This window comes from Empedobacter sp. UBA1574 (assembly GCF_002322895.1).
Taxonomy (GTDB): domain Bacteria; phylum Bacteroidota; class Bacteroidia; order Flavobacteriales; family Weeksellaceae; genus Empedobacter; species Empedobacter falsenii_B.
On sequence record NZ_DCOI01000035.1, the window covers coordinates 27,936 to 52,469 of the forward strand.

Here is a 24,534-nt window from a genome sequence, read left to right on the forward strand (position 1 = left end):
GTAATATTAGAAGTTAAATAATGTTGTCAGTTGAAATCTATTGTTATTTGCTAAATATTTATTTTCGGTTCCCGTACCTTTTATCGTCGCATCTGCCCATTGCGCTGTGCTTCGATCATATTCTAATCTAAATTTTAAGGCTTTGCTTAAGGTAAGATCTAAACGAGGAACTACTTTGTACAAATAATTTACAGTGCGTGTACCTGGAGTTGCCGAAATTGCGCCCCAATTTGTCGTTACACCATAAGATATTGATGCAATTGCTCCTTCTACTGGATTTTTCACACCATTATTTCTAACATAACCTGCAAATAGTCCGAACGAAAATTTACCTGTTGAGTTTTGTTGCAAATCAATCCACATACTATGCGTATTCATTGGTTTATATGTTTCAACAGCCGTCGGACTTGTTTGATATCCTACAATTCCACCAAGTTGTACAAAAGACGACGCATCTTGCATCAAATATCCAGCGAAAGTTACTTGTAAAGGTTTTGTATTTAACTTAGAATAAGCCATAAACGAAACATTTTCAACTCGTTCATTAGACTTAACAGGAGGATTTCCTGAAGATAATTTTGGCTTCAAATTTTCATATTGCGCACCAATTCCGGCAGTAAAAACTTGTGATTTATATTGAAATTGAAGATGAGCCGCTGGCATTCCACTATTTCGAAAGGGCTCTGTATTTGGAGTAAAATCTCGTTGAGAATGTAAAGCAGCAATAACTTTAAATTTGTCTGTGAATTTATGCGTTAAACGAACTTGAGGATTACGATTTAAAGCATAAACAGGCGCACCAGTTCCATAATTTGCAACATTTGGCAAAGCTTCTAACACAACGAAAGGATGCCAATATTGTCCAATCCCTAATTGCGTTTTCTCCCAATCCAACATCACATATGCGTGACGCAAACGAAACTCGTTGATTCCTCCTTCTGTTGCTCCAAAAAATTCTCCCTCTAAAATACCAGAAGTTTTAGCTCCAAGTAATTCTGGACCTTTCAAATTAACACCAGCTCTCGAAACAATCGATAACATGTGAAATTTAGAAGCTGCATTGATATCAGCACCGTTTACATCCGATAAACGATCTTTTGGATAAAGCGGAACCAAAGCCTCTCCTGCTCCAATCATTTGACGCGTATCCATAAAAATATCATTCCTGATAAATCCATAAAACTGCACATCAACTTTGTCTTTGTTTTCTCTTGGTTGTATTAATTCTACTTTTTCTACAACCACACTATCTGTCGTTTTCTGTTGAGCAGAGACATAGCTATAGCTGCAAAATATAGCTAGACAAGCCAATTTTGTTAAATTTTTACTCATTTTTTTTGTGATAATTTGAACGACTAAAATAATCAAAAGAAAAAAACTAACAAATGTTCGTTAATCATTTTTTAATAATTTTTCAAAGCTTTATTAAATTCATCATATGTTTAAATATTTTTTGAGAAATAGATATTTTGAAATAAGTTTTGGAAAGAAATTTTGAGAATTTGGTATTTTAATTAGTGTAACAAATACACTTTACTTGAATTCTTCGAGGAGTATTTTTCAAAAAAAATCGAGAGAAGAATAATTGTTTCAACAAATGAGGAGAAAGTTAGACTTCTCTCGTAGTTTTAGTTTTAAAAATGTATGCAAATTTATTGATTACAGAATTTTCTTCAGCATAATCAATAATAAGCTTATGTTAAATCATAAAAAAAAGAAGTTTTCTTAATTCTATTTACCATCCTCTACACTATTTTTAAAATTTATGTATAATTATTCAGTCAATATTATTAAATAAATTATATTTTTATCAAATTCGGATTACATAGTTCAAATAAAATTCAATCTTTACTAATTTTTTAAGATTTTTTTTAGAAAAAACTTAAATGTTGGGGCTATTTTTGCTTTGCAAATTACAGCTATGCAAACAAACATTGAAATACACTCATTAAATCATGTTGATTTGGAAGAATTATCAGCCTTATATAATCTTTCTTATCAAAATTATTACGTTTCTATCAATCTTTCAACTGAACAATTTCAGGGAAAATTAAAAATGGAAGATATCAATCTAGATTATTCTGTAGGTGCTAGTATTGATGGAAAATTAGTTGGCTTTTTACTTTATGGAATTAGAAATTATAACGAAGTAAAAACAGCTTATATTGGTGGAACGGGCGTTTGTCCTGAACATCGTGGAAAAAAAATCACACAACAAATGTTAGATTTTAGTTTTCCAAAATTGAAAGAACAACAAGTAAAAAACATATTTTTAGAAGTAAATATTAAAAATGATTTTGCTATTAACGCTTATGAAGCTTGTGGTTTCGAAAAAACAAGAACTTTAAACAGTTATAAAGGAATTCCTATTTTGGTCGTAAATCCATTACATGAAATTATAGAATTTAGTGATTTAGATTTGATTACAAGTGAAAACTTTTGGGATATAAAACCTACTTGGAAAAATGATATTCAAAGTGTAAAAAATATCATCGAAGATTGTCAAATAAATGGAATTTATGAAGATGGAATTTTAGTTGCTTACAAAATTATCAACAAAAATAATACACGTATTTATCAATTTGGTGTTCATCACGATTATAGAAATCGTTATTTAGCTTCCATCCTTTTCAGCGATTTGAAAAATAAAGAGATTAAAATGATTAATGTTGACGAAAGAGAAATCTCTACAAATGATTTTATTCAATCGATGGGATTAGAATTGTACGACAAACAATACGAAATGAAAAAAGAATTATAATGAAAAGCCTCTATTTAAGAGGCTTTTTTTGTATATTATATTCAAATATTTCTACTCAATTCTCAACTTATTCAAATTACTTCGATAACTTTCTAATAATAAACTTTCGGTTACATAACCTTCAAATTTACCTTTTTTAGTGAGTAAAATATAATCTATTTTTTTTGCTTCCATCATTTTCATCACGTTAGCAGCATTCGTAAAAATAGATGTCGAAGTTGCTTCTGTTATACATTCTAAGTAACTTTTATCAATATTATCATTAAAAATAAATGATCGAATATTATCTAAAACTATAATTCCATGAATCGATTTATCTTCATTGAGGACTGGAATAAAATCTTGTGTTGTAGTAGAAAAAATTTCTTTTATATCTTCAATTGAATTGTAAACCGTCAATGTTTTGATATTCTTGATATAAATCGAAAACAAATCAATTTTATTAAACAAATTTCGGTCTTTATCAGATGTAAAAACAATTCCTTTTTCTGCTATTGCGTATATATCCATCGAATATTTGTCGTATCGTTTTGAAATTGCAAAACTTATCGAAGAAACAATCATTAAGGGAATAATTAATCCATAACCTCCCGTAATTTCGGCAATTAGGAAAATTGCTGTTAATGGCGCATGAAATAACCCACTTAAAACAGCTGCCATTCCAACAACAGTAAAATTACCGACTGGAACTTCTTTGAAACCGATTAAATTAAAGAATTTTGCAACGAAAAAACCAAGATATGACCCAACAAATAACGAAGGCGCGAAGTTTCCTCCGTTTCCTCCACTTCCTAAAGTTAAACCTGTTGCAATAGATTTGATTAAAATTGTGACAAAAACAAATCCTAAAACTATCCATTGATTCGTTCTAAAACTCTCTAACAATGAATTATTTAAAATAAAACCAGCTTCATCATTTGCTAAATATTTTATACTCTCATAACCTTCACCAAATAATGTTGGGAAAAAGAAAATCAATATTGCTAAACTTCCCGCTCCAACAATCGCTCGCCAATATACATTATCCGAATAATTCCCTATCAAATGTTCAACTTTACGAAATAATCGAGCATGGTAAACTGAAACAAACCCCGCTAAAACACCCAAAATCACATAGAAAATAACATTATGATAATCAAATCCTAACGCATAACGAAAGGATAATAACATATTGCTTTTTAATGTTAAATTGGCAATTAAAGCTCCTGTTGCAGAAGATAACAATAAAGGAATAAAAGCAGTAACACTCATATCCGCTAATACAATCTCTATCGCGAACAAAACACCTGCAATTGGTGCATTGAATGCAGTCGCAATACCAGCTGCAACACCACAAGCCAACAAAAGTGTTCTTTCTTTGTATTTGAATCTGTAATATTGTGCATAATTAGAACCAAAAGCTGCACCAGTAATTGTAATTGGAGATTCTAAACCAGCCGAACCACCCATACCAACTGTTAAGGAACTCGTTAAAATCTGAGCATACATCTGTTTTTTAGGCATTATTCCAGACTTTTTAGCTACAGCAATCATAATTTGAGAAGTTCCCTTTTCTATCGAACCATCCAAAAATTTCTGCACAACAAAAACCGTCAACAAAATACCTATAATTGGCAATATACTATTGATATAAGGTAGTTTGACTAAATTATTAATATAAATAGTAAATTGAAAAACATTGTGCGCAAAAGTTTTTAGCACAATCACTGCAAAAGCAGATGAAATAGCTACTAAAATACACGATAAATACAAAAATTGTCGCTCTGATAAAACCAATTTTAACAGGTTCAACAAGTTTTGAAAAAAATTAAATGATTTTTTAATGTATTGAAAAAACTTTTGTTTTGTAGAAAGTCGCATACTTCAAAAATAGTGTACCTTTTGTTTATTGCCTAATTTAACTGCCACGAATTACACAAAAAGTAAACCAATAATACATAAAAGAATAAAATTTTTGAGAAAAAATCATTTCTATCATTTTAACTATTTCAAATTGATTATTTTTACTATTAAGCACACTAATATGAAACTATTTACTTTTCTTCTTTTATTTATTTTTTTGTTGAATTCTTGCGAATCAACTAAAACTTCTGCTGATAAACCAAGTTTTGATTTTTTGGTTGGAGAATGGATTAGAACAAATGAAAAATCGGATCGAAAAACGTATGAAAACTGGAAAAAAGTTGATAAAAACACTTTTTTAGGTTGCGGGTTTACAATCAAAAATAATGATACAATTTCGCAGGAACATCTTACTATCACAAAGATTGATGATAAATGGATATTGAAAGTTAATTTGGACAAAACTAAAAAAGAGACAACTGATTTTGAGTTAATCAATTCTGATAGAAATTCGTTTACATTAGAAAATCAAGAGAATGATTTTCCTAAACTTATCAAATATTGGAAAATTGGTCATCAGTTAAAAGCTGAAATTAGCAATGATGAATCAAGTAAAATTGCTTTTACTTTTGAAAAAGTAAAAAAATAATTAAGCAACATTTGTGATCATCGCGTAAGCAAACGTTAGAACAGATAAAATAGTTCCAATCATAAAAATTGTGTAGGTTATGCTTAACAAACGATATTTTCGTTCCAAAACTTTTCCTAAATAATACAAATCCCTTGTCAAAGAAGTATATACATAATCTCTGTCTTTCATCAACTCTTGCATAGCATCATCGTAGGCTTCAAGTGACATTTGATAAAAATTACCAAAGAAAAGCAAATTCACTTTTTTGTTTTTGACATCTTCTTCGTTAAAACTTTCGTATGTTACATTTGGTTTAGTTGCTAAAATTGCAAAAATAATTGAAACAACACTTGATAAAAGCATTACAATTGAAGGTAAAAGTAAATACTCATTCTTTGGACTTCCTAACTTTGGAACCAAAGTAGAAAGTGCAATCGAAATCACGATCGCGTTTACAGACAATAAAATATTGGCTTTACTATCAGCAATATCACTTAAACGAGTATGATTGTTCAACGTTACACGAAAAAGTGTATCAACACCACGATCTGGTTGTTGAATCTTATCGTTTTTCTTTTTCTTGATTTCATACTTATTGGGAATATCACCAATCAACTCTATCTCTTTGATTTTATTTTGGGTAAAGATCAAATTTTCTTCTTTTCCTTTCTGCCAAAGCTTTTTTGCGGCATCCGTATAAAAATGATGTATGTTTAGAAAAAAATTTCTATTCTCTACATGCCATTCATAATCAGAAAATTCTTTGTGACATATTTTAGCTATTTCATCACGTAATAACTCAGAAATTTTAGGATATTCAGTTTGTCCTAAATGATAGTTATCTGCATCTTTTACAATTGCTTCACCTATATTTTTTGGAACATTATTTAGCGCTGTGATTAAAATATAATCTTGGACTTCTTTGATGTAATTTTCGTCAAAATTATGCTCAATCAAATACTCTTTTGCAATGTTTGCACTCTCACTTTCATGCCCTTGCACGATTTTTGTGTAACCCGTATCATGAAACCAACCCGCTATTAATAATTTTTCTCGTAAATCTGTAGATATTTGCTCATCAGTAGACAACGTTTTTATTGCTTCTACAACTTTTACGGTATGCATAAAATTATGATACGTAAAATCTAAAGAAAGATTATCTTTGAACAGATTGAAAACATAGTTTTCTATATTTAATAACAATTGGTTCATCACAAGTTTTTAACGCTTAAATGTATGAAATTATTACCAACACTAAACAACAAAAAATTGAATTATCCTTTTTTGGCTTTAGTAGGTTCTTGCCTTTATATGACATCTTGCGCTACGCAACATCCTCAATATGGGAAAAACATTAAGACAGAAAAAGTACAAAATGTAGAAGGAAATAAAATTCAATCTATCTATTTAATAGGCGATGCAGGAGATCTTGATCAACCAAAAAATAAACAAAATTTAGAAATTTTAAAGAATCAATTAGCGAAAGCTGACTCTTCTTCTTATCTTTTCTTTTTAGGTGATAATGTTTACGAAAATGGAATTGTAACGGATTCTACAAAAGCTGAATATACAACAAGTAGAGAGAAACTTCAATTTCAGATTGATTTAGCGAAAGAATTTAAAGGAAAAACCCTTTTTATTCCAGGAAATCATGATTGGCGAAATGGTGTAAAAGGATTAAAAGAACAAGAAAAATTAGTCAAAAAACAATTGGGTAATAAAAAATCATTTTTACCAAAAGATGCGTGTCCAATTGATAAAATAAATGTAAATGATAGTATCGGAATTATTGCGATAGATTCTGAATGGTATTTGCAAGATTGGGACAAACATCCTGGTCTAAATGAAAAATGTGATATCAAATCGCGAGAAGCTTTCTTCGAAGAATTAGAATCGCAGTTGAACAAATATCAAAACAGAACAACTGTTATCACAATGCATCATCCGCTATATTCGAACGGAACACATGGTGGACAATTTGATTTCAAAAAACAGTTTTATCCATTAGGAGATAATTTCAAAGTTCCATTACCGGTAATCGGATCTTTTATTAATTTATTAAGAAGTACAACAGGTCTTAGTCCTCAAGATGTTAATAATTTCAAATACAGAGAAATGGCTTCTCGTATTGCAACACTTATCGAAAATAGAAATAATGTAATTGTTGTTTCTGGACACGATCACAACTTGCAATATATTCAACAAAACAATGTCAAACAAATTATCAGCGGTTCTGGTTCTAAAAAAGAATCTGCAAAAGCGGTTGGTAAAAACGATTTTTCTTACGGAGATAATGGTTTTGTTGTACTAGATTTATATGATAATGGCGCTTCTAAAGCTAATTTCTATGGTTTTAAAGACGATGGAATCGAATTATTATTAACAAAACAAATTACAGAAAAGAAAAAGGAATATTTGGCACAAGTTTATGATGATAAAAAAATGCCAAAAACGAAAGAAACAAGTGTATATCCATTAGACGTTACACGTAAATCTGATCCGTATAAATTCTTTTTTGGTCGTCATTATCGTCGAACATATGGACAAACAATTACTGCTAATACTGTTAATTTAAGTCAACTAAATGGAGGTTTAACCCCTGTTAGAATGGGTGGTGGACATCAAACGCAAAGTTTACGATTGGCAAATGCAAAAGGTGAAGAATACAATATGCGCTCGGTGAAGAAAAGTGCCACGCAATTCATTCAGCAAGTAGCATTTAAAAATAAATATGTTGCAGATGAATTTGAAGATTCTTTCACAGAGAAATTTTTGATGGATTTCTATACAACCAATCATCCATATTATCCATTAACAGTTGCTAATTTGATGAAACCAATCAATATTATGCATTCTACGCCAAAATTATATTACGTTCCAAAACAAGAAGCCTTGAAAGCATATAATGAGAATTTTGGTGATGAATTATACATGATAGAAGAACGACCAATGTCCGGATATCAAGACGGTGTTTTCGGAAAACCAAAAGATATTGTTAGCACAGATGATATGTTGGCTGCGATTCACAAAAACAAAGATGTTGTCGTGGATAAGCAAGCCTACATTCGTGCACGACTTTTTGATATGTTAGTTGGAGATTGGGATCGACATTCTGACCAATGGCGTTGGGGCGTTTACAAAGAGAATAAACAAACTGTTTATAAACCAATTCCACGCGATAGAGATCAAGCATTTCCACGTTATGATGGACTTTTCTTTCATTTAATTATGAAAATTCCTCCTTTGAGACATATGCAAGATTATAAAGATGACATCAAAAATGTAAAATGGTTCAATAGAGAACCTTATCCATTGGATTTAGCCATTTTAGAATCATCCGATCTTGAATTATGGATAAAAGAAGCAAAATATATTCAAGATAATTTGAGTGATGATTATATCAAACAATCATTTGAATTAATTCCTGAAGAAACAAAACAAGAATACGATCAAGAAGTAATCAATAATCTTATTGCCCGAAAATCTAAATTAGAAAAATTTGCAGAAGAATATAATAAAGTTCTTCGCAAATTAATCATTCTGAAAGGAACAAACGAAGATGAAGATTTTGTGATCACTCGTTTACCAAAGGGAAAAACAAATGTAAAAATCTATTCAGGACAAGATCGAACTTTAATTCTTGATGAAGATTTTGATAAAAAAGAAACGAAAGAAATTCGTTTATATGGATTAAACGGAAAAGATAAATTCAAGGTTGAAGGAAAGCCAAATAACGCTATTTTAGTTCGTATTATTGGTGGAATAGATGACGATATATACGAAGTAAAGCGTTCTGCAAAAGTAAAAGTATATGATTACGCAAACGGAAGTGATGCATCAGAATCTACCTTTTTAACATCGAAAAATTTTGTCAACGATTACGAGGTTAATACATACGATTACAAACAACCGATGTATAATTTCTTTACTATGTTACCTAATATTGGCTACAATCCTGATGACGGAATAAAAATTGGTTTATCGCCAACCTACACTGTCAACGGTTTTGATCGTAAACCATATTCGCAACGTCACAATTTGCAATTAAGTTATTATTTTGCGACAGGCGGTTGGGATGCCAAATATAAAGGAACGTTTACAAAAGCGTTGGGTAAGTGGAATTTAGATCTTAATGCAGCTTACACGAGCCCGACTTATAGTACAAATTTCTTTGGTTTAGGAAACGAGACCGTGAATAATCAAGAAGAAATTGGAATGGATTATAACCGTGTTCGATTAGAAAGTTATAGCATTGGACCGTCTATTTTCAAGATTATGAATAACAATGGTCGTTTAGATTTTTCTGCAATTTATAGTTACAAAAAGATTGAAGAGAATAAAGATCGTATCGTCGAAGATTTCCCATCAATTAATAGAGACGTTTTCAAAGGACAACATTTCGGAGAAATTGGAGCTAAATATTTGTTCAAAAATTACGATAACGAATCATTGCCAAAATTAGGCATGACATTTTTAGCAAATGCAAAGTGGATTTCTAATTTGACAGATTTTGAACGTAATCATTTTTATACCGAACTTAATTTAGGTTTCACACATAAAATTTCTGCAAATGGAAGATTAACAGTTGCTTCTATGCTAAAAGGTAAAGCAGTTTGGGGTAATTTTATGGAATTCTATCAAATGGCTAATTTAGGTGGAGATCAGGATTTACGTGGTTATCGATTAGGTCGTTTTGCAGGAGACAAAGTTTTCTTACAAACATCTGATTTACGATTTGATGCTTTACGTTTCAAAGCTGTTGTTCCACTTCGATTAGGTCTTTTTGTTGGAGCTGATTATGGACGAGTTTGGTTAAACGGAGAAGACTCAAATAAATGGCATTCATCTATGGGTGGTGGACTTTGGATAAACGGAGCACAATCTATTACCGCAACAGTTTCATACTTTAAAGGTGAAGATCCAGGGCGAATCGTTTTTGGTTTGAATTTCGGATTTTAACATATAAAAAAATAACCTTCAAAAATTTGAAGGTTATTTTTTTTGTACATATTTCTTGATTGCTTGCATCATATTTATCCACGCATTCTCTGAATGTGAGCGTTCAAAATCATCCGCAAAATCTTTTCCTTCAATTGATAGATAAGTAAAATTACCTGAAGATTTTAGATTAAAAATTACTTCAATCTCATGGTCTGTATTTTGTTTTTTATAATTATATCGCAAACGTTCATTCTCCATAATAGATGTAATCAAGGCTTCATCTACCAACGTTTCATTATTTTTTTGCGTTACAAACTTTATCCTCTCTCCTACTTTCCATTCGTTACAAGTCATTTTTATGTTTTCAAAACATTCATTAAACGCTTGTTCATCTGTCAAAACTTTCCAAATATTTTCGGCAGTACTATCTATCGAAATATTAAGCAATACATCATCTTTTTCCATTCTTTATTCTTCTATTTTAGTATATTTTTCGAGTTTATTTTTATAATTAATCGAAACTCTAATTGCTTGCAAACCGCTTATACCCTGCAAATCATCAATTTCCAAATATTCAACATCTTTTTTCAAAAATTTCTTATCAATTAATAAATTGATATAATTTGAGTATTCTTCTTTTAGGATATCTTCGGTATAAATAATACAAATTTTGTGTGGCAAATTGATTCGTTCATTTGTTCCTTTCACAAAAGCTTTACTCAATCTTTTCTTAATTATTTCATATTTTGCATTGTTGTATCCATTAACATCAAAACGTTTCTCATCTAATTTGAACAAAATATCTATAGTGGTATTCGTTGCAAAAATCAACGAAGCAACCTCTACTTTTAGCGGTGTTTTTTTCTGAATTTCTTTATACGATTGCTCCATCGAAATCATCGCCTGTAATTGCCAATATCTAATTTCACGAATATTTTGATAGGAGAATTTTTTGAACGGCGCAATACTTCGTCCAACATACAAATTATAATCAATTCCATCTGTCTTGAAACGTTCGTAATAATGCGGAAATACACCTTGAGCATCTTTCTGAAAAGTATCTAATTTGTTCGACAAAAGTGAATTTGTCATTACAATTGTTTGGTCAAATTTTTTGCGATCTACATAAAATAATCCCGTTGTAGAATCTAATTTTTTTAGATATTCTTCAATAATTGATTTCTCATTGTCCTTTACATATTTGGGAATTTCAGGATGAATATGCAACGTAATGTAATCAAATAATTCGCTTTCGAAATAGATTTTATCTACATTATCTATTCGTTGCAAAAAATCAGTCAAATCGTCAATATAATCCAAAAATTTATTCTTTTTTGTACGATTATATAACTCGTTACAAATCAAAATCAAGTAATTAATCTGATTAGTATAATCCATTTTTAAACATTGATTTCGAATCACTGACGAATTTCTCACATCCAATTCACCATAAATTGGATATACATTTTGAAAAGAGATCTGCAATTTTTGTTTTGTATTTCCCGGATGCAATATATGTTCGCGAGCTTTTTCTCTAAATTTCCAATCTACACTTGGATGCAACGACGTATATTCGGTTTGTATATAAGCATTGATTTGATTCTCAAACTCTACCGTATAGCGATAAATAGATTCTTCTAAAAGAGGCGTGATTTCGCGCAAAAGGTTTGCATTAATTCGATTGAAAACTCCAGCTTCTTTCGAGCCTATTTCTAAAATACCTAAATGAGATTTTCCGTTTTTCAATGGATAAAGAATCAAACTTTTCAGACCAGATTCATTTGCCATTCTCAACATTTTATCTTGCGGAAACTTCTCCAAAGCTGCGTCAATATTAGAAACAACATAATAATCTGATTTCGATATTTTGTTCTCTAAATCAGCACAAAAAATTTCATTCAGTTTTATTTTTTTATGATTATCAATCAATAAACTATCATTCAATTGTAATAAATGACTAATTTCCAATTGATTTTTATCCGAATTATAAGCCGAAAAACCAACTTCTAAATTATTGATTCTAAAAATAGATTTTAATGCAGAAATAATATCATTTCGAACAATATTAAAAGGTTCTCCATAAGATAATAATTTAGATTTTAAGTTAGAAAGTGCAATTTCAGTCGTATTATCAAAAAATGAAACAAGATTAAACCCTTTTGCAATCCAAGATCCAATTGGAATTTTTCTCATCCACAAAGCTGTATCTTCATAATTATTCAACAACTCTTCAATTTCATCTTCAGTCAATTTAAATTTATCTTCGGATGGATAAATACGAAAATAATCATGGTTTATATCAGTCCCAAGATAAATTCTGTAGCCATTTTGATTGTCTATCACCAACTGATTTGATAGATTAAAATCTAAATATTTATGATAATATTTCGATAAGATGAAGCAACAACAAAACTTATATAATGTATCATAATCTAAATCTTCAAAATTGAATTTTAGTCGTGATTCATTATTATCAATCAACTCTTTAAGTCGATCTGTTGCAAAAATAAATTTGTCAGAAAAAGGAAAAGTTATCGCTTTTAAATTATATTTTACAAATGGTTTAGGAATAATTTTCTCAATAATTGGCTCAACATCTTTAATAATTTTCTGAAAATCTTCAAATGTTTCAACACCATCAATCAACTCTGGTCGAGTAGCTTTCAGATATTCTAAAAAAGCTTTAAACTCTCCAAAGTTGTATTCAGATCGTTCTAATTCTTCAATCAGCGATTGGAACGAGTAAATAATTTTGATGGGTAATTTATCGATAAAATTTTCTTTCATATATGATTTAAAAATAACAAAAGACTACTAATAAAGCAGTCTTCAAGTTATTATTTTTTTTAGTCATTATCTTGTAAATACCAAAGTTTCTTCGGTAGAAAGGTTCTCATCAAAACGATAACCATCCACGTCAAATGCTTTCACTTGATCCAAAGTTTCAACTTTATTTTCTGCACAATAACGCGCCATTGCACCACGAGCATGTTTAAAATACATCATGATTTTTTTCAATTCACCGTTTTTGTAATCTTGAAACTCTACATCAATCATCGGAACTTTTAACGATTTTTTATCCAAAACTTTAGCATATTCATTACTTGCTAAATTTAAGATAAATTCTCCTTTTTTTAGTTTCGAATTTAGAAAAGGTGTCAAAATTTCTTTCCAAAAACCATACAAATTTTTCGAACCATGAACATCTAATTTCGAACCCATTTCCAAGCGATACAACATTACTTTATCCGAAGGACGCAACATTCCATAAAGCCCAGATAACAAAAATGCATGTTTATTGAAATAATCAAGTGCTTCGTCGTTTAACGTCTCAGCATTCAAACCTCTATACACTTCACCTTTGAAAGCTAAAGCTGCTGGAATAGCTTGTTTCGCAGTAGGTTTAACATTCCAAACCTGATTACGCTCCACATTCATTTCTGCAATATCTTTCGAAATTTTCATTAATTTTTCAAGATCAGTTGTACTCATCTCTTTCATAACATCCATAATTTTTTGCGAATGTTCTAAAAATTGAGGTGTTGTTGCTCTCCATTTAGCATTCGTTTCCAAATTCATCATCTTCGCTGGCGAAAGTAATATTTTCATGTATCAAAAAATCTTAATTAATAAAAAAAGTATTCTGTTAGAATAAAATCTAATTCAACTCTTCTTTAACAAAGATAAGAATTGTTTGCTTTAGAAAAAGTGTAATTATATTGATTAAAAATATTCACAGATTATAAATAACTATTAATTAATATCAAAAAGGATTTAATTAAATTTTCGGTTTTCTTCGTCAATCATTTTTTCGAAATCTGACTGACTTATCTGTTTTCCTTTGGTTGATTTATTTATTGTTCTCTATACTATAAACTTAATCTTTATCTACTCCTTGGCTATTCATTTCTTGTTGTTTCTTAAAAAAAGCATCCATTTCTGCTTTATACGTTTTGAAATCAACAATTTTCCCTTTCTTTGGTTGATTTATTGTTACATTTTTCTTAGCTTCTTTTACAGATGTTGCATTATAAGTAATAACCATATCAGCATCGTCGTTCGTTTTTCTTTCTAATTCTAAAATCAAACCAGGTAATCCCATATACTTATCAGGTCCCGAAGGAAAAGACAAAGAAGTAGCAAACCAAGCTGTAAACTCTTCTTTATTGATTTTTGCAGTTGCTTTACGAACATCAAAGCCTAAGACTTTTCTCTTGTCGCGCGTTATAGTCCAATTAATTTTAGGAATAGAATCTTTGATAATTCGATCCATCCCAAAGCCAACCGATTCGTGCATATAAAAGTTTTCAAGTAAGTTTTTGTAATATAATCCATTTCCTTGATTACTACTGTAGCTTACTGAATTTCCACTATTTAGTGTTGGTTTTTGATTATAATTAGAAGCCGTTTTATTTGTTATTAAAATATAAGGTTTAGGAATTTTCATTTGTTCAGTAAAGTATCTAATCGTTTCATCTCTACTTAATTTTCGGTTGTCAATTGTAACTGAACCTTGAGTTTTACTTGCGTCATATACTGTATATACATCATATTCTACCTCTAAAACATCTTGCGCATTTGCAAAATAACATAAGCTGCTTAATACAATCAATAATAATTTTTTCATAATTTTTATTTAGGTTAATCTTTATCTACACCTTGGTGTTCATTCGAACTTTGTTGGTTATAATCAGCTTTCAGCTTTTCAAATTCGGCTTTAGAAATTTCCTTAGCCTTGAATAATTTCTTAAATTCTAAATGATCTTTTGTTGTAACAGAAGTTGCTTTCAAAGAATAAGATGGATCAATAATTCCATTTCGAATAGATTCTATTTTTAATACCAGACCTGGAAGATTAATAAATTCTTTTGGACCAAAACGTTTGGGTAAACTTGGTGCGTACCAAATGATTGATTTATTATTGTCATTATATTTTACAACTGCTTGTTTAACATCAAAACCCAAATAAGTCGATTTTTCTTGCGTTAATTCGTATTTATAATGTGTCGAAATGGTATCAGTTACAAGGTATTTTTTATTCTCTATCATCCATTCTTGTTTCATTTTATTTTGATTGAAATCTTGTTCAAAATTATACGAAAAAATACCATACATCGTAACTAACGCATTCCCTTGAGAATTATTAATTTTCTCAATCTTAGAAAAAACACTTTTTCCTTTTTCTATTTGTAGTACATAATTTTTTGGAACAGAAAGTGCTTTTATAAAATCATCACCCAATTTTTCTTCCTTTCCATCCTTCCCAAAAAGACGAGGAATAGAAACCTCCTCGTATTCAATTTCTAATGCATCTTGTGCTTGTAACACAATAGAAAAAAGGCTTATAAAAATTACTAAATATTTCATTCAAAATTATTTTTTATCCACTCCTATTGAAAAAGATTCTCTCATTTTTTGACGAGATTCATCTTGCAATTTTTTAAAATCTTCTTGTGTTATTTCTTCACCTTTCATAGGTTTAGTTTTAGACATTTTCTTAGGATTTAAGGTAATTTTATCCGCTTCATAAGTCATAATCGAACCAAATTTACCACCCGTTTCGCTCACCGTTTTCAGAATCAAACCTGGCAATCCATTCACTTGATTTGGTCCTGCATCAACCTTAATATCTGGTGCAAACCAAGCTGCTATTTGCTTGCCTTTATCATTACCAATAGCTTTTTTTACTTTGTGACCCAAAATCGTATCTTCAATATCTGTAATTTTCCATTCATAGTCTTTATATGGCGTAACCACAATAAAATTCTGTTTATCTAAAACGACTTCTTGACGAAACTCTTTCTTACTTGTTTCATTAATCAAAGCTTTATATTCTCCTCCAATATTAATTGAAAAAGCCCCCATAGAGCTACCATTTTGATCATTATTAATGGTTTCTATTTTTTTGTAAACGGACTGATGATCACTATATTCTAATTGATAATAAATATTTGGAGACCCTCCAATTTTTATTGTACCTCCTCCTTTTTGTGCTTGCTCTCTTTCAAACTCCTTTATTTTTTCTTCATCATGCTTTATATCATATTTATAATCGACAATAAGCTTTTCTTGCCCAAAACCAAAATTCGAAAAAAGTAAAAATCCAGCTAGTAATAATTGTTTCATTATATTGTAGTTTTTAATTAATACTCTAAAATAATTTTTATTTTTTAATTCTACAACAATAGAATGCGTAATTAACACAACATTGTGAAAAGAAAAAAAATCCAACTTAGGCTGGATTTTTTTTCTAAAAATTAAAATAAGTTTCTAAATTACCTCAAAATGTTTCAGTGCATTCCATATTCCGTGATTATCTGCAGAAGTTGTATAATAATCAGCCGCTTCACGAACATTCTCTTTCGCATCGCCCATTGCTACGCCTATTTTACAACCTTTCAACATACTAATATCGTTACCACCATCACCAAAAGCCATTGTTTTAGTTAAATCTAAATTATCGCGTTCAGCCATTCGCTCTATTCCACGCATTTTACTAATATTTTTCGGATTTATATCAGCAAAATATTCTATCCAACGTGTTCCTACACTGTTTGTCAACACATTTTTCATCAAATAATCTTCTTGTTCTTCGTTCACAAAAAAATTCATTTGCATAATATTATCTTTCGGCAAAGTTCGAGGATCAACCACTTCTGGAAGTTCCATTCCAAAATAAGCAAACGATTTTTCTACATTCTCATTCACACGATTGATACTAAACGCTTCTTTCGTCATATACGAAAATGAGAAAGGATTTTCATCATCATATTGTAACAAAGCCTCTATATCATTAGGGTTGATGTAATCTACAAAAAATGATTGACGGTTTTCGTCGGAGCACATTCCTCCATTATTATTGATGTAACCATCAAAACCATAATCAAAAATATGCTCAGGCATATCCACCATATTTCGTCCTGTTGCGATGTATATTTTTTTGTTTTTTTGTTTCAATAATTTCAACGCTTCGATTGTCGAATCACTGATTTCATGGTTTTCAAAACCTTGTAATGTTCCGTCAAAATCGAAGAAAAAAGAATCTATCATACTTTAGTTTTATCTTTTACAAAATTAAAAAAGCAACCTTTGTTTGGTTGCTTTTGCTGTTTATTTTAATGCTAATTTAATAATTTCTATTGCTTTATTGGTATCTTCTTCGGAAATATTGAGATGAGGACGCATTCGCACCGAGTTTTCACCACAAGGAAGAATAATCATATGATTTTCGAAACATGTTTTGATGAATTCTGAACGATCCAAATCTGATGAAAAATCAAACGCAATGAACAATCCTAATCCACGAATCGAATGAATTTTCTTCGTTTCTTTTGCGATTTCATTCAATTTTGATAAAATATATTTTCCTTTCTCTTCCGCATTTTCAACTAATTTTTCTTGTTCAATCACTTCTAAAATTAATTTGAAACGCAACATATCGATATAATTTCCACCAAAAGTCGAATTAATACGGCTTGATTCCTTGAAAACATTATTCGGAATTTGATCTAACTTTTCTTTATTCGCTAAAATTCCACAAACTTGTGTTTTCTTTCCAAACGAAATCACATCAGGAATCACATCATAATGCTGAAAAGCCCACATTTTACCAGTCATTCCCATTCCTGTTTGTACCTCATCAAAAATCAATAAAATCTCTTCTCTATCACAAATTTCTCTCAATTTCTGAAAGAATTCTTTTCGAAAATAATTATCTCCTCCTTCACCTTGAATCGGCTCAATAATAATACAAGCAACTTTATTTTTGCGTGTTTCTAAAGCATTTTCAATTTGTTCAATCGCACGTTTTTCAGCCTCAACAACCTTGCATAAATTATCTTCTGTAACAGGATAAATTCGTTTTGGATTTTCAATTCTTGGCCAATCAAACTTTGGAAAATATTCGTATTTACGAGGATCTTTCGTATTCGTTAGCGATAATGTATAACCAGAACGCCCATGAAAAGCTTGTTTAAAATGAATAACATCACTTGCTTCTTTCTCAATTCCTCTCGAAAAGTTTAATCTTGTTTTCCAATCAAAAGCCGTTTTCAATGCATTTTCTACTGCCAATGTTCCACCAGAAATAAAGAATAAATATTGCAATTCTTTCGGCATCGCAACACGCTCAAATGTATCAATTAAATCGGCATAATCTTTTGTATAAATGTCTGACATTGCAGGTTTATTGACAGCATTTCGACCTAAAAAATCTATTTTCGACATCAAATGTGGATGATTATAACCAATCGCCGTCGAAGCAAACATTGAAAATAAATCCAAATATTCAATGCCATTTTCGTCTACAACATAGGATCCATGCGACTTATCCATATCCATTACAATCGGATATCCATCTGTCAATATATGTTTTGCTAATCTTTCGTGTACTGTACTCATCTCTGTAAATTTTTAAAAATCAAACTTAATTCCTTGCGCCAATGGCACTTCTGTCGAATAATTAATTGTATTCGTTTGTCGTCGCATATACGCTTTCCAAGCATCAGAACCTGACTCGCGTCCACCTCCAGTTTCCTTTTCTCCACCGAAAGCGCCGCCAATTTCTGCTCCAGAAGTTCCAATATTTACATTTGCAATTCCACAATCAGAACCTTGCTGACTCAAGAATAATTCAGCTTCACGAAGATTATTTGTCATGATAGAAGACGATAAACCTTGTGCCACATTATTCTGAATTTCAATTGCATTTAACACATCTCCAGAATATTTGATTAAATATAAAATTGGAGCAAAAGTTTCATGTTGAACAATTTCGAAATGGTTCTCAACCTCAGCAATTACAGGCTTTACATAGCAACCGCTTTCAAAACCATTTCCTTCTAAAATTCCTTCTTCAACGATAATTTTTCCTCCTTCTTCATTAATTTTTTCTAATGCTTTTGAATACATTTCAACCGCATGTTTATCAATCAACGGACCAACATGATTTGTTGTATCCAACGGATTACCTATTTTTATTTGTTTGTAAGCATTTATCAACGATTCTTTTACCTTATCATAAATAGATTCGTGCACAATCAATCTTCTTGTTGTTGTACAACGCTGTCCAGCCGTACCAACTGCACCAAAAACAGCCGAAGTCAACATAATTTTTAAATCTGCATTTGGCGTAACAATAATCGCATTATTTCCACCTAATTCTAAAATTGTTTTACCCAAACGAGCCGCAACCACTTTATTCACTTCAATTCCCATTCGCGTAGAACCTGTTGCAGAAACCAAAGCCACACGAGCATCTTGTGCAATTAATTCACCAATTGTTTTATCGCCCATTATCAAAGAAGAAACGCCTTCTGAAATATTATTTGCTTTTAAAACTTCTGCTAAAATATGTTGACATGCAACCGCACACAAAGGTGTTTTTTCACTTGGTTTCCAAACTACAACATCACCACAAACCATCGCTAAACACGTATTCCAAGACCAAACAGCAACTGGAAAATTGAACGCAGAAATCACCCCTACAATTCCAAGCGGATGATATTGATCGTACATGCGATGCAAAGGTCTCTCCGAATGAATTGTCGAACCATATAATTGACGCGATAATCCAACTGCAAAATCACACATATCAATCATTTCTTGCACTTCGCCCAAACCTTCTTGATAGGATTTTCCCATTTCATACGAAACTAATTTTCCTAAAGAAGCTTTTTTCTCACGAAGTTTATCTCCAAATTGACGCACAATTTCTCCACGTTTCGGTGCTGGAATCATTCGCCATTCTTTGAAACCAACTTGTGCCTCTTTTATCACTACTTCATAATCATCTTTTGTTGATGACTTAACTTTTCCAATCAATTTTCCATCTACTGGCGAGTAAGAAGAAAGCTCTTCACCTTTTCCAAACCAAGTATTTCCTGTTGATGTTCCAAGATTTTCGGAAGAAATACCTAATTCTTTTAATTCGTTTTCTATCATTTTTTTGTGTTATTTTGTGTTTTTAACTTTTACCTAAATTAGTCAAAAGTTTCATAAATTAAAATTTTTAATAAATATTATTCAGAATAATTTTTAATTTAATGAATAATCGTTAGATTTAATAAAATAAAACCGCATAAAATGAATTCAACTACAGATTATTTTAAGATTGATGATTTATTAACCGAAGAACATAAATTAATTCGTCAATCTGTTCGAGATTTTGTGGATAACGAAATAAAACCTGTGATAGATGATGCCGCGCAACATCATAAAGATATTCCAGATTTAATGAAAAAATTAGGTGCAATTGGTGCTTTAGGACCTTATATTCCTGAAGAATATGGAGGTGCAGGCTTGGATCAAATGTCGTACGGATTAATCATGCAAGAATTAGAACGCGGCGATTCGGCTGTTCGTTCTGCTGCATCAGTACAATCTTCGTTAGTGATGTATCCAATTTTTTCTTTTGGATCAGAAGAACAAAAACGCAAATATTTACCAAAATTAGCTTCAGGAGAATTCGTTGGAAGTTTTGGATTAACTGAACCAAATCATGGTTCAAATCCAGGCGGAATGGAAACTCGTTTAACAAAAAATGGTGATCATTATATCTTAAATGGAGCAAAAATGTGGATTACAAATTCACCAATTTGTGATATTGCAGTTGTTTGGGCAAGAGATGAAGAAGGAAAAATTCGTGGTGTAATTGTAGAACGCGGTATGCAAGGTTTTACAACACCAGAAACTTTGAATAAATGGTCATTAAGAGCTTCAAAAACAGGTGAATTAGTTTTCGAAAATGTGAAGATTGAAGAATCTCAAATTTTACCAGAAGTGAGTAGTTTACGCGGACCATTATCTTGTTTAAATTCTGCTAGATACGGAATTTCTTGGGGTGTAATTGGTGCTGCAATTGATTGTTACGAATCAGCTTTAAAATATTCATTAGAACGAACACAATTTGGAAAACCGATTGCTTCTTATCAATTACAGCAGAAAAAATTAGCTGAATTTATTACAGAAATAACGAAAGCTCAGTTGTTATGTTGGCGATTAGGAACACTGAAAAACGAAAATAAAGCAACGCCTGAACAAATATCAATGGCAAAACGAAATAATGTAAAAATGGCTATCGATATTGCGAGAGAGTCACGACAAATCATTGGTGCAATGGGAATTGTAGGCGATTTCCCTATGATGCGACATGCTGCAAATCTTGAGTCTGTAATCACTTACGAAGGAACACATGATGTCCATTTACTAATAACTGGCGCAGATGTGACAGGAATTAATGCTTTTGTGTAAGATATTTTTCCATACAATCAGATAATTTTATAGGTTTACAATTCGTTTGTAAACCTTTTTTATTTTATCACACATGAAATTGAAATCAATTCTACTTATTATTTTTTGTATTCAGGCTATTATTCTTGATGCGCAGGAAACCTACAAAATTACGTATGAACGCTTTTCGAATGGAAAAAAAGTCGAAGAAAATAACCCCATACAAGTTATTGCTAATACAAAAGAAACAGTTATTGGAAAGCAACAAAGTTTTAGTTATTCATCAAATTATCCTGATGAAATGTTTTATTATACCAAAACAAATCCATCAATTATTTCCTTGATTACACAATTTGATCCGACTAATTCTATCATTACAAATGATTCGGTTGCGTTTAATAAATCTGTTTTCACAATTTCTAAAGAAACGAAACGAATTTTAGGTTTACGTTGTAAAAAGGCGACGACAAATATCAATTCGAATACAATAGACGTTTGGTTTGTGGACAATATGGAATTGAATGCCTCTCCAACAATGGTTGGAATGAATTTAGGTTTTGTGTTAGAACTTACACGAAATAATAATTCAACGATTCGAGCTTCGAAAATAGAACGCGAAAAAGATTTGATTCCAAGTCAATTTATCCAAAAAGAATTGCATCAAAATCGAGTTGATTTGTTGACATATAAAGACATTATTTGGAAAAGTAAATTCGTTGATATTCCACTTTTATCACATCAACAAGTTAACTTTAGTAAAGATTTTTCGTCAAATGATTCAATTTATCGTTTTGCAAATGGAACTGTTGTAGTTCGAAAAATTAAAATTCCTCAAATTAAAGAAGGAAGCCAAGTTTTCTTAAATGTTTCGCAACAATCAAATGGTGATGCTTACGACAGAACAGGTTCTGTATTTTTGATCCCGCGTGATTCTAAAATTACATTTATGGATGGTTTGCAAAAAGGAATCAATGAATTACCAATTTATACATCAGCAAATAACAAGAAATATCAAGGTTATTTTTTGACAGAAAATTATTCACCAACGATAGAATTAATGCGCTTTTTCACACCTTTTGGAATTAATAAATTCAATCATATTCAATTAAAAAATCAAACTTGGGAAACCGAAGCAAAATATCGTCAAGAAATCACAGAATTTCAAGGTTTATTATCTGATCAAGAAGTTTTGATTGGTTTCTTCATTGGAAATTATGATCAAGGCGGACATATTATTTCTGCCAATATTTCTGTTCATCCATCAGGTTCTACAACAATGCCAATTAAAAAGGCTTTACCAATTTTCAATACTGCAAATGTGATGGAAATGGCTGGACAAGAATACTCTACTTTGTTCGAAAATCCGAATGGTTTTACAGTAGAATTCACGTTGAAAGAAGATTACAATAATGCTAAATTACGTTTTACAACAACTGGACATGGCGGTTGGGAAAATGGTGATGAATTTGTTCCGAAAGAAAATAGTATTTTTCTTGATGGACAAAAAGTATTTAATATAGTTCCTTGGAGACAAGATTGTGGTTCTTATCGCGCTTACAATCCAGCTTCTGGTAATTTTGACAATGGTTTATCATCATCTGATTATAGTCGTTCTAATTGGTGTCCAGGAACAATTACAAATCCTTATTTTATAGATTTGGGCAATTTAAAAGCCGGAAAACATAGTATACAAATAAAAATTCCGCAAGGAAAACCTGAAGGAAATAGTTTCAGTTATTGGAATGTTTCTGGTGTTCTTTTAGGAGAATAATTTTTTTTGGAGCAAAAAGATTTATTAAACGTCTTTTTGCTCTATTTTTTTATGATTTATCAAAACCGTTAACCAATCTACAATATCTTGATATACTTCATCTTTGATAGATTCATTCAATATTTCATGTCTCAAGTTTGGATATAGTTTCATTGTTACATATTGAAATCCATTTTGCTTTAAATCTTTATACGATTGCAAAACTCCTTTACCAAAATCACCAATTGGATCATCTGCTCCACTCACAAAATAAATAGGTAAAGATTGCGGTATATCTTTTGCCCAATTCTTTTTTGTTGCTTGTATATTTAAATTAATCAAAGTATAAAAACCGTTAACAGTGAAAGGTATTCCGCAAAGAGGATCTTTCAGAAAATTTAAACGATTTAACTCATCTAAACTAAGCCAATTAGTCTCATAAAAATTTTCTTCATTTTTAAAATATTTATTATTTGATTTTAAAAAAATAATATTAAGTAATTTACTTCTTTTATGAGGAATCAATTTATTTAGAAGACTTAAAAAACTACTCAATAATTTAATTCCAGGAATTCTACCTCCTGTTCCCATAATTATAGCACCATCAAAATGATTTCCATATTCTTGAAGTAGGCAACGTGTTATAAACGATCCCATTGAATGCCCCAAAATAAAATGTGGTAATAAAGGATATTGATCTTCTAACCATTTTACCATAATTTTAGTATTTTCAATCAGTTTTTCTGTTGGACTATCTAAACTAAAAAAACTATAATCTTCTTCTATTTTCGCTGTTTTTCCATGTCCTAAATGATCATATAACAAAACTAGAATTCCTTTGTCCGTCAAATACTTTGCAAAATTCTCATATCGCCCACTATGTTCTTGCATACCATGGACAATTATCAGTGTTGCTTTAATCTCATCTTCTGGAAGAATTACTCTATAATAAATATTTTCTAGTATTGACATTTTTATTAAGATTTAATTATTAATTTACAGTTTTACTCATTCAAAATCAATATTTTTTATAAATAAACCATTGACTTTTTCAACAAATTTCAAGCTAATAAATAAGATCTAAAATTTCTAATTTTTACAACTAAAAAAACGAGGTAAAATAAAAATTAACCTCGTTTTTTTTATGATGTACGATAATTTTACTTTTTAGTTTTAATTGTATTCTTATAGATCTGTCCATCTTTAATAATCACTAAAAAATTTTTATCAGGATTAGCAATTAATGATAAATCTTTCAACGGATTTCCATCAACCAAAATCAAATCGGCTAAAGCTTGTTCTTCAACAACGCCTAATTTCCCTGGATATGGACTTCTTAAACCAGATAATTGCAACAATGGTACATGCCTATACGCCGAG

At 30.6% G+C, this 24,534-nt stretch carries 19 protein-coding genes; 5 read left to right on the forward strand and 14 right to left on the reverse strand.

Annotation, left to right across the window (positions count from 1 at the left end):
- Positions 1-6 precede the first annotated feature (6 nt).
- Positions 7-1,332, reverse strand: coding sequence for a DcaP family trimeric outer membrane transporter (locus B3578_RS11800; RefSeq protein ID WP_125349837.1), 1,326 nt, complete (start codon positions 1,330-1,332; stop codon positions 7-9).
- A gap of 589 nt (positions 1,333-1,921) precedes the next feature.
- Between B3578_RS11800 and B3578_RS11805 the strand changes: the two genes are divergently transcribed.
- Positions 1,922-2,761 (forward strand): GNAT family N-acetyltransferase, encoded by an 840-nt coding sequence (locus tag B3578_RS11805; protein ID WP_221855927.1) that lies wholly within the window; start codon positions 1,922-1,924, stop codon positions 2,759-2,761.
- Between the two features lie 51 nt (positions 2,762-2,812).
- Here the strand turns inward: B3578_RS11805 and B3578_RS11810 are convergent, their stop codons facing one another.
- The gene (locus B3578_RS11810; RefSeq protein WP_125349835.1) at positions 2,813-4,621 is read right to left on the reverse strand and encodes a chloride channel protein; all 1,809 of its coding nucleotides are present in this window, start codon (positions 4,619-4,621) and stop codon (positions 2,813-2,815) included.
- Between the two features lie 163 nt (positions 4,622-4,784).
- Between B3578_RS11810 and B3578_RS11815 the strand changes: the two genes are divergently transcribed.
- Entirely contained in the window at positions 4,785-5,252 is a 468-nt protein-coding gene (locus B3578_RS11815) for a DUF6265 family protein (protein WP_219034918.1), read from the forward strand.
- On the opposite strand, the gene B3578_RS11820 is transcribed toward B3578_RS11815, so the two are convergent.
- Positions 5,253-6,446, reverse strand: coding sequence for a Pycsar system effector family protein (locus B3578_RS11820; RefSeq protein WP_219034917.1), 1,194 nt, complete (start codon positions 6,444-6,446; stop codon positions 5,253-5,255).
- 24 nt (positions 6,447-6,470) lie between these two features.
- Here B3578_RS11820 and B3578_RS11825 point away from each other — a divergent pair, with 24 nt between their 5' ends.
- Entirely contained in the window at positions 6,471-10,193 is a 3,723-nt protein-coding gene (locus B3578_RS11825) for a metallophosphoesterase (RefSeq protein WP_286495775.1), read from the forward strand.
- 33 nt (positions 10,194-10,226) lie between these two features.
- Here B3578_RS11825 and B3578_RS11830 read toward each other — a convergent pair whose 3' ends face one another.
- From B3578_RS11830 to B3578_RS11870, 9 genes are all read right to left on the reverse strand, one after another.
- A complete protein-coding gene (locus B3578_RS11830; RefSeq protein ID WP_286495774.1) occupies positions 10,227-10,640 on the reverse strand; it encodes an SRPBCC family protein in 414 nt (137 codons plus the stop codon).
- Between the two features lie 3 nt (positions 10,641-10,643).
- Entirely contained in the window at positions 10,644-12,962 is a 2,319-nt protein-coding gene (locus B3578_RS11835) for a hypothetical protein (RefSeq protein WP_291048954.1), read from the reverse strand.
- Positions 12,963-13,028: 66 nt separating this feature from the next.
- Positions 13,029-13,784 (reverse strand): peroxide stress protein YaaA, encoded by a 756-nt coding sequence (yaaA, locus tag B3578_RS11840; protein ID WP_038336050.1) that lies wholly within the window; start codon positions 13,782-13,784, stop codon positions 13,029-13,031.
- Positions 13,785-14,052: 268 nt separating this feature from the next.
- On the reverse strand, positions 14,053-14,802 hold the full coding sequence (locus B3578_RS11845; RefSeq protein WP_291048958.1) for a GLPGLI family protein: 750 nt from the start codon (positions 14,800-14,802) through the stop codon (positions 14,053-14,055).
- A gap of 14 nt (positions 14,803-14,816) precedes the next feature.
- Complete coding sequence (locus tag B3578_RS11850) at positions 14,817-15,542, reverse strand: GLPGLI family protein (RefSeq protein WP_291048960.1); 726 nt, start codon at positions 15,540-15,542, stop codon at positions 14,817-14,819.
- A gap of 6 nt (positions 15,543-15,548) precedes the next feature.
- A complete protein-coding gene (locus B3578_RS11855; RefSeq protein ID WP_291048962.1) occupies positions 15,549-16,301 on the reverse strand; it encodes a GLPGLI family protein in 753 nt (250 codons plus the stop codon).
- 144 nt (positions 16,302-16,445) lie between these two features.
- Entirely contained in the window at positions 16,446-17,225 is a 780-nt protein-coding gene (locus tag B3578_RS11860) for an HAD family hydrolase (RefSeq protein ID WP_291048964.1), read from the reverse strand.
- A gap of 60 nt (positions 17,226-17,285) precedes the next feature.
- A complete protein-coding gene (gene lat / locus B3578_RS11865) occupies positions 17,286-18,575 on the reverse strand; it encodes an L-lysine 6-transaminase (protein ID WP_291048967.1) in 1,290 nt (429 codons plus the stop codon).
- A gap of 12 nt (positions 18,576-18,587) precedes the next feature.
- On the reverse strand, positions 18,588-20,117 hold the full coding sequence (locus B3578_RS11870; protein ID WP_291048970.1) for an aldehyde dehydrogenase family protein: 1,530 nt from the start codon (positions 20,115-20,117) through the stop codon (positions 18,588-18,590).
- Between the two features lie 141 nt (positions 20,118-20,258).
- Between B3578_RS11870 and B3578_RS11875 the strand changes: the two genes are divergently transcribed.
- Together B3578_RS11875 and B3578_RS11880 are read left to right on the forward strand one after the other, a co-directional pair.
- A complete protein-coding gene (locus B3578_RS11875) occupies positions 20,259-21,425 on the forward strand; it encodes an acyl-CoA dehydrogenase family protein (RefSeq protein WP_115000948.1) in 1,167 nt (388 codons plus the stop codon).
- Positions 21,426-21,498: 73 nt separating this feature from the next.
- Entirely contained in the window at positions 21,499-23,175 is a 1,677-nt protein-coding gene (locus tag B3578_RS11880) for a PNGase F N-terminal domain-containing protein (protein WP_291048974.1), read from the forward strand.
- Positions 23,176-23,199: 24 nt separating this feature from the next.
- Here the strand turns inward: B3578_RS11880 and B3578_RS11885 are convergent, their stop codons facing one another.
- Together B3578_RS11885 and B3578_RS11890 are read right to left on the reverse strand one after the other, a co-directional pair.
- Positions 23,200-24,126, reverse strand: coding sequence for an alpha/beta hydrolase (locus B3578_RS11885; protein ID WP_291048977.1), 927 nt, complete (start codon positions 24,124-24,126; stop codon positions 23,200-23,202).
- Between the two features lie 188 nt (positions 24,127-24,314).
- Positions 24,315-24,512, reverse strand: a complete 198-nt coding sequence (locus B3578_RS11890; protein ID WP_286495762.1) for a hypothetical protein — start codon at positions 24,510-24,512, stop codon at positions 24,315-24,317.
- Positions 24,513-24,534: the final 22 nt, after the last annotated feature.

Excerpts from the sequence above, each read along its gene's own strand:
- B3578_RS11800 (WP_125349837.1), bottom strand. The coding sequence starts at position 1,332 with ATGAGTAAAAATTTAACAAAATTGGCTTGTCTAGCTATATTTTGCAGC.
- B3578_RS11805 (WP_221855927.1), top strand. The coding sequence starts at position 1,922 with ATGCAAACAAACATTGAAATACACTCATTAAATCATGTTGATTTGGAA.
- B3578_RS11810 (WP_125349835.1), bottom strand. The coding sequence starts at position 4,621 with ATGCGACTTTCTACAAAACAAAAGTTTTTTCAATACATTAAAAAATCA.
- B3578_RS11815 (WP_219034918.1), top strand. The coding sequence starts at position 4,785 with ATGAAACTATTTACTTTTCTTCTTTTATTTATTTTTTTGTTGAATTCT.
- B3578_RS11820 (WP_219034917.1), bottom strand. The coding sequence starts at position 6,446 with ATGAACCAATTGTTATTAAATATAGAAAACTATGTTTTCAATCTGTTC.
- B3578_RS11825 (WP_286495775.1), top strand. The coding sequence starts at position 6,471 with ATGAAATTATTACCAACACTAAACAACAAAAAATTGAATTATCCTTTT.
- B3578_RS11830 (WP_286495774.1), bottom strand. The coding sequence starts at position 10,640 with ATGGAAAAAGATGATGTATTGCTTAATATTTCGATAGATAGTACTGCC.
- B3578_RS11835 (WP_291048954.1), bottom strand. The coding sequence starts at position 12,962 with ATGAAAGAAAATTTTATCGATAAATTACCCATCAAAATTATTTACTCG.
- yaaA (WP_038336050.1), bottom strand. The coding sequence starts at position 13,784 with ATGAAAATATTACTTTCGCCAGCGAAGATGATGAATTTGGAAACGAAT.
- B3578_RS11845 (WP_291048958.1), bottom strand. The coding sequence starts at position 14,802 with ATGAAAAAATTATTATTGATTGTATTAAGCAGCTTATGTTATTTTGCA.
- B3578_RS11850 (WP_291048960.1), bottom strand. The coding sequence starts at position 15,542 with ATGAAATATTTAGTAATTTTTATAAGCCTTTTTTCTATTGTGTTACAA.
- B3578_RS11855 (WP_291048962.1), bottom strand. The coding sequence starts at position 16,301 with ATGAAACAATTATTACTAGCTGGATTTTTACTTTTTTCGAATTTTGGT.
- B3578_RS11860 (WP_291048964.1), bottom strand. The coding sequence starts at position 17,225 with ATGATAGATTCTTTTTTCTTCGATTTTGACGGAACATTACAAGGTTTT.
- lat (WP_291048967.1), bottom strand. The coding sequence starts at position 18,575 with ATGAGTACAGTACACGAAAGATTAGCAAAACATATATTGACAGATGGA.
- B3578_RS11870 (WP_291048970.1), bottom strand. The coding sequence starts at position 20,117 with ATGATAGAAAACGAATTAAAAGAATTAGGTATTTCTTCCGAAAATCTT.
- B3578_RS11875 (WP_115000948.1), top strand. The coding sequence starts at position 20,259 with ATGAATTCAACTACAGATTATTTTAAGATTGATGATTTATTAACCGAA.
- B3578_RS11880 (WP_291048974.1), top strand. The coding sequence starts at position 21,499 with ATGAAATTGAAATCAATTCTACTTATTATTTTTTGTATTCAGGCTATT.
- B3578_RS11885 (WP_291048977.1), bottom strand. The coding sequence starts at position 24,126 with ATGTCAATACTAGAAAATATTTATTATAGAGTAATTCTTCCAGAAGAT.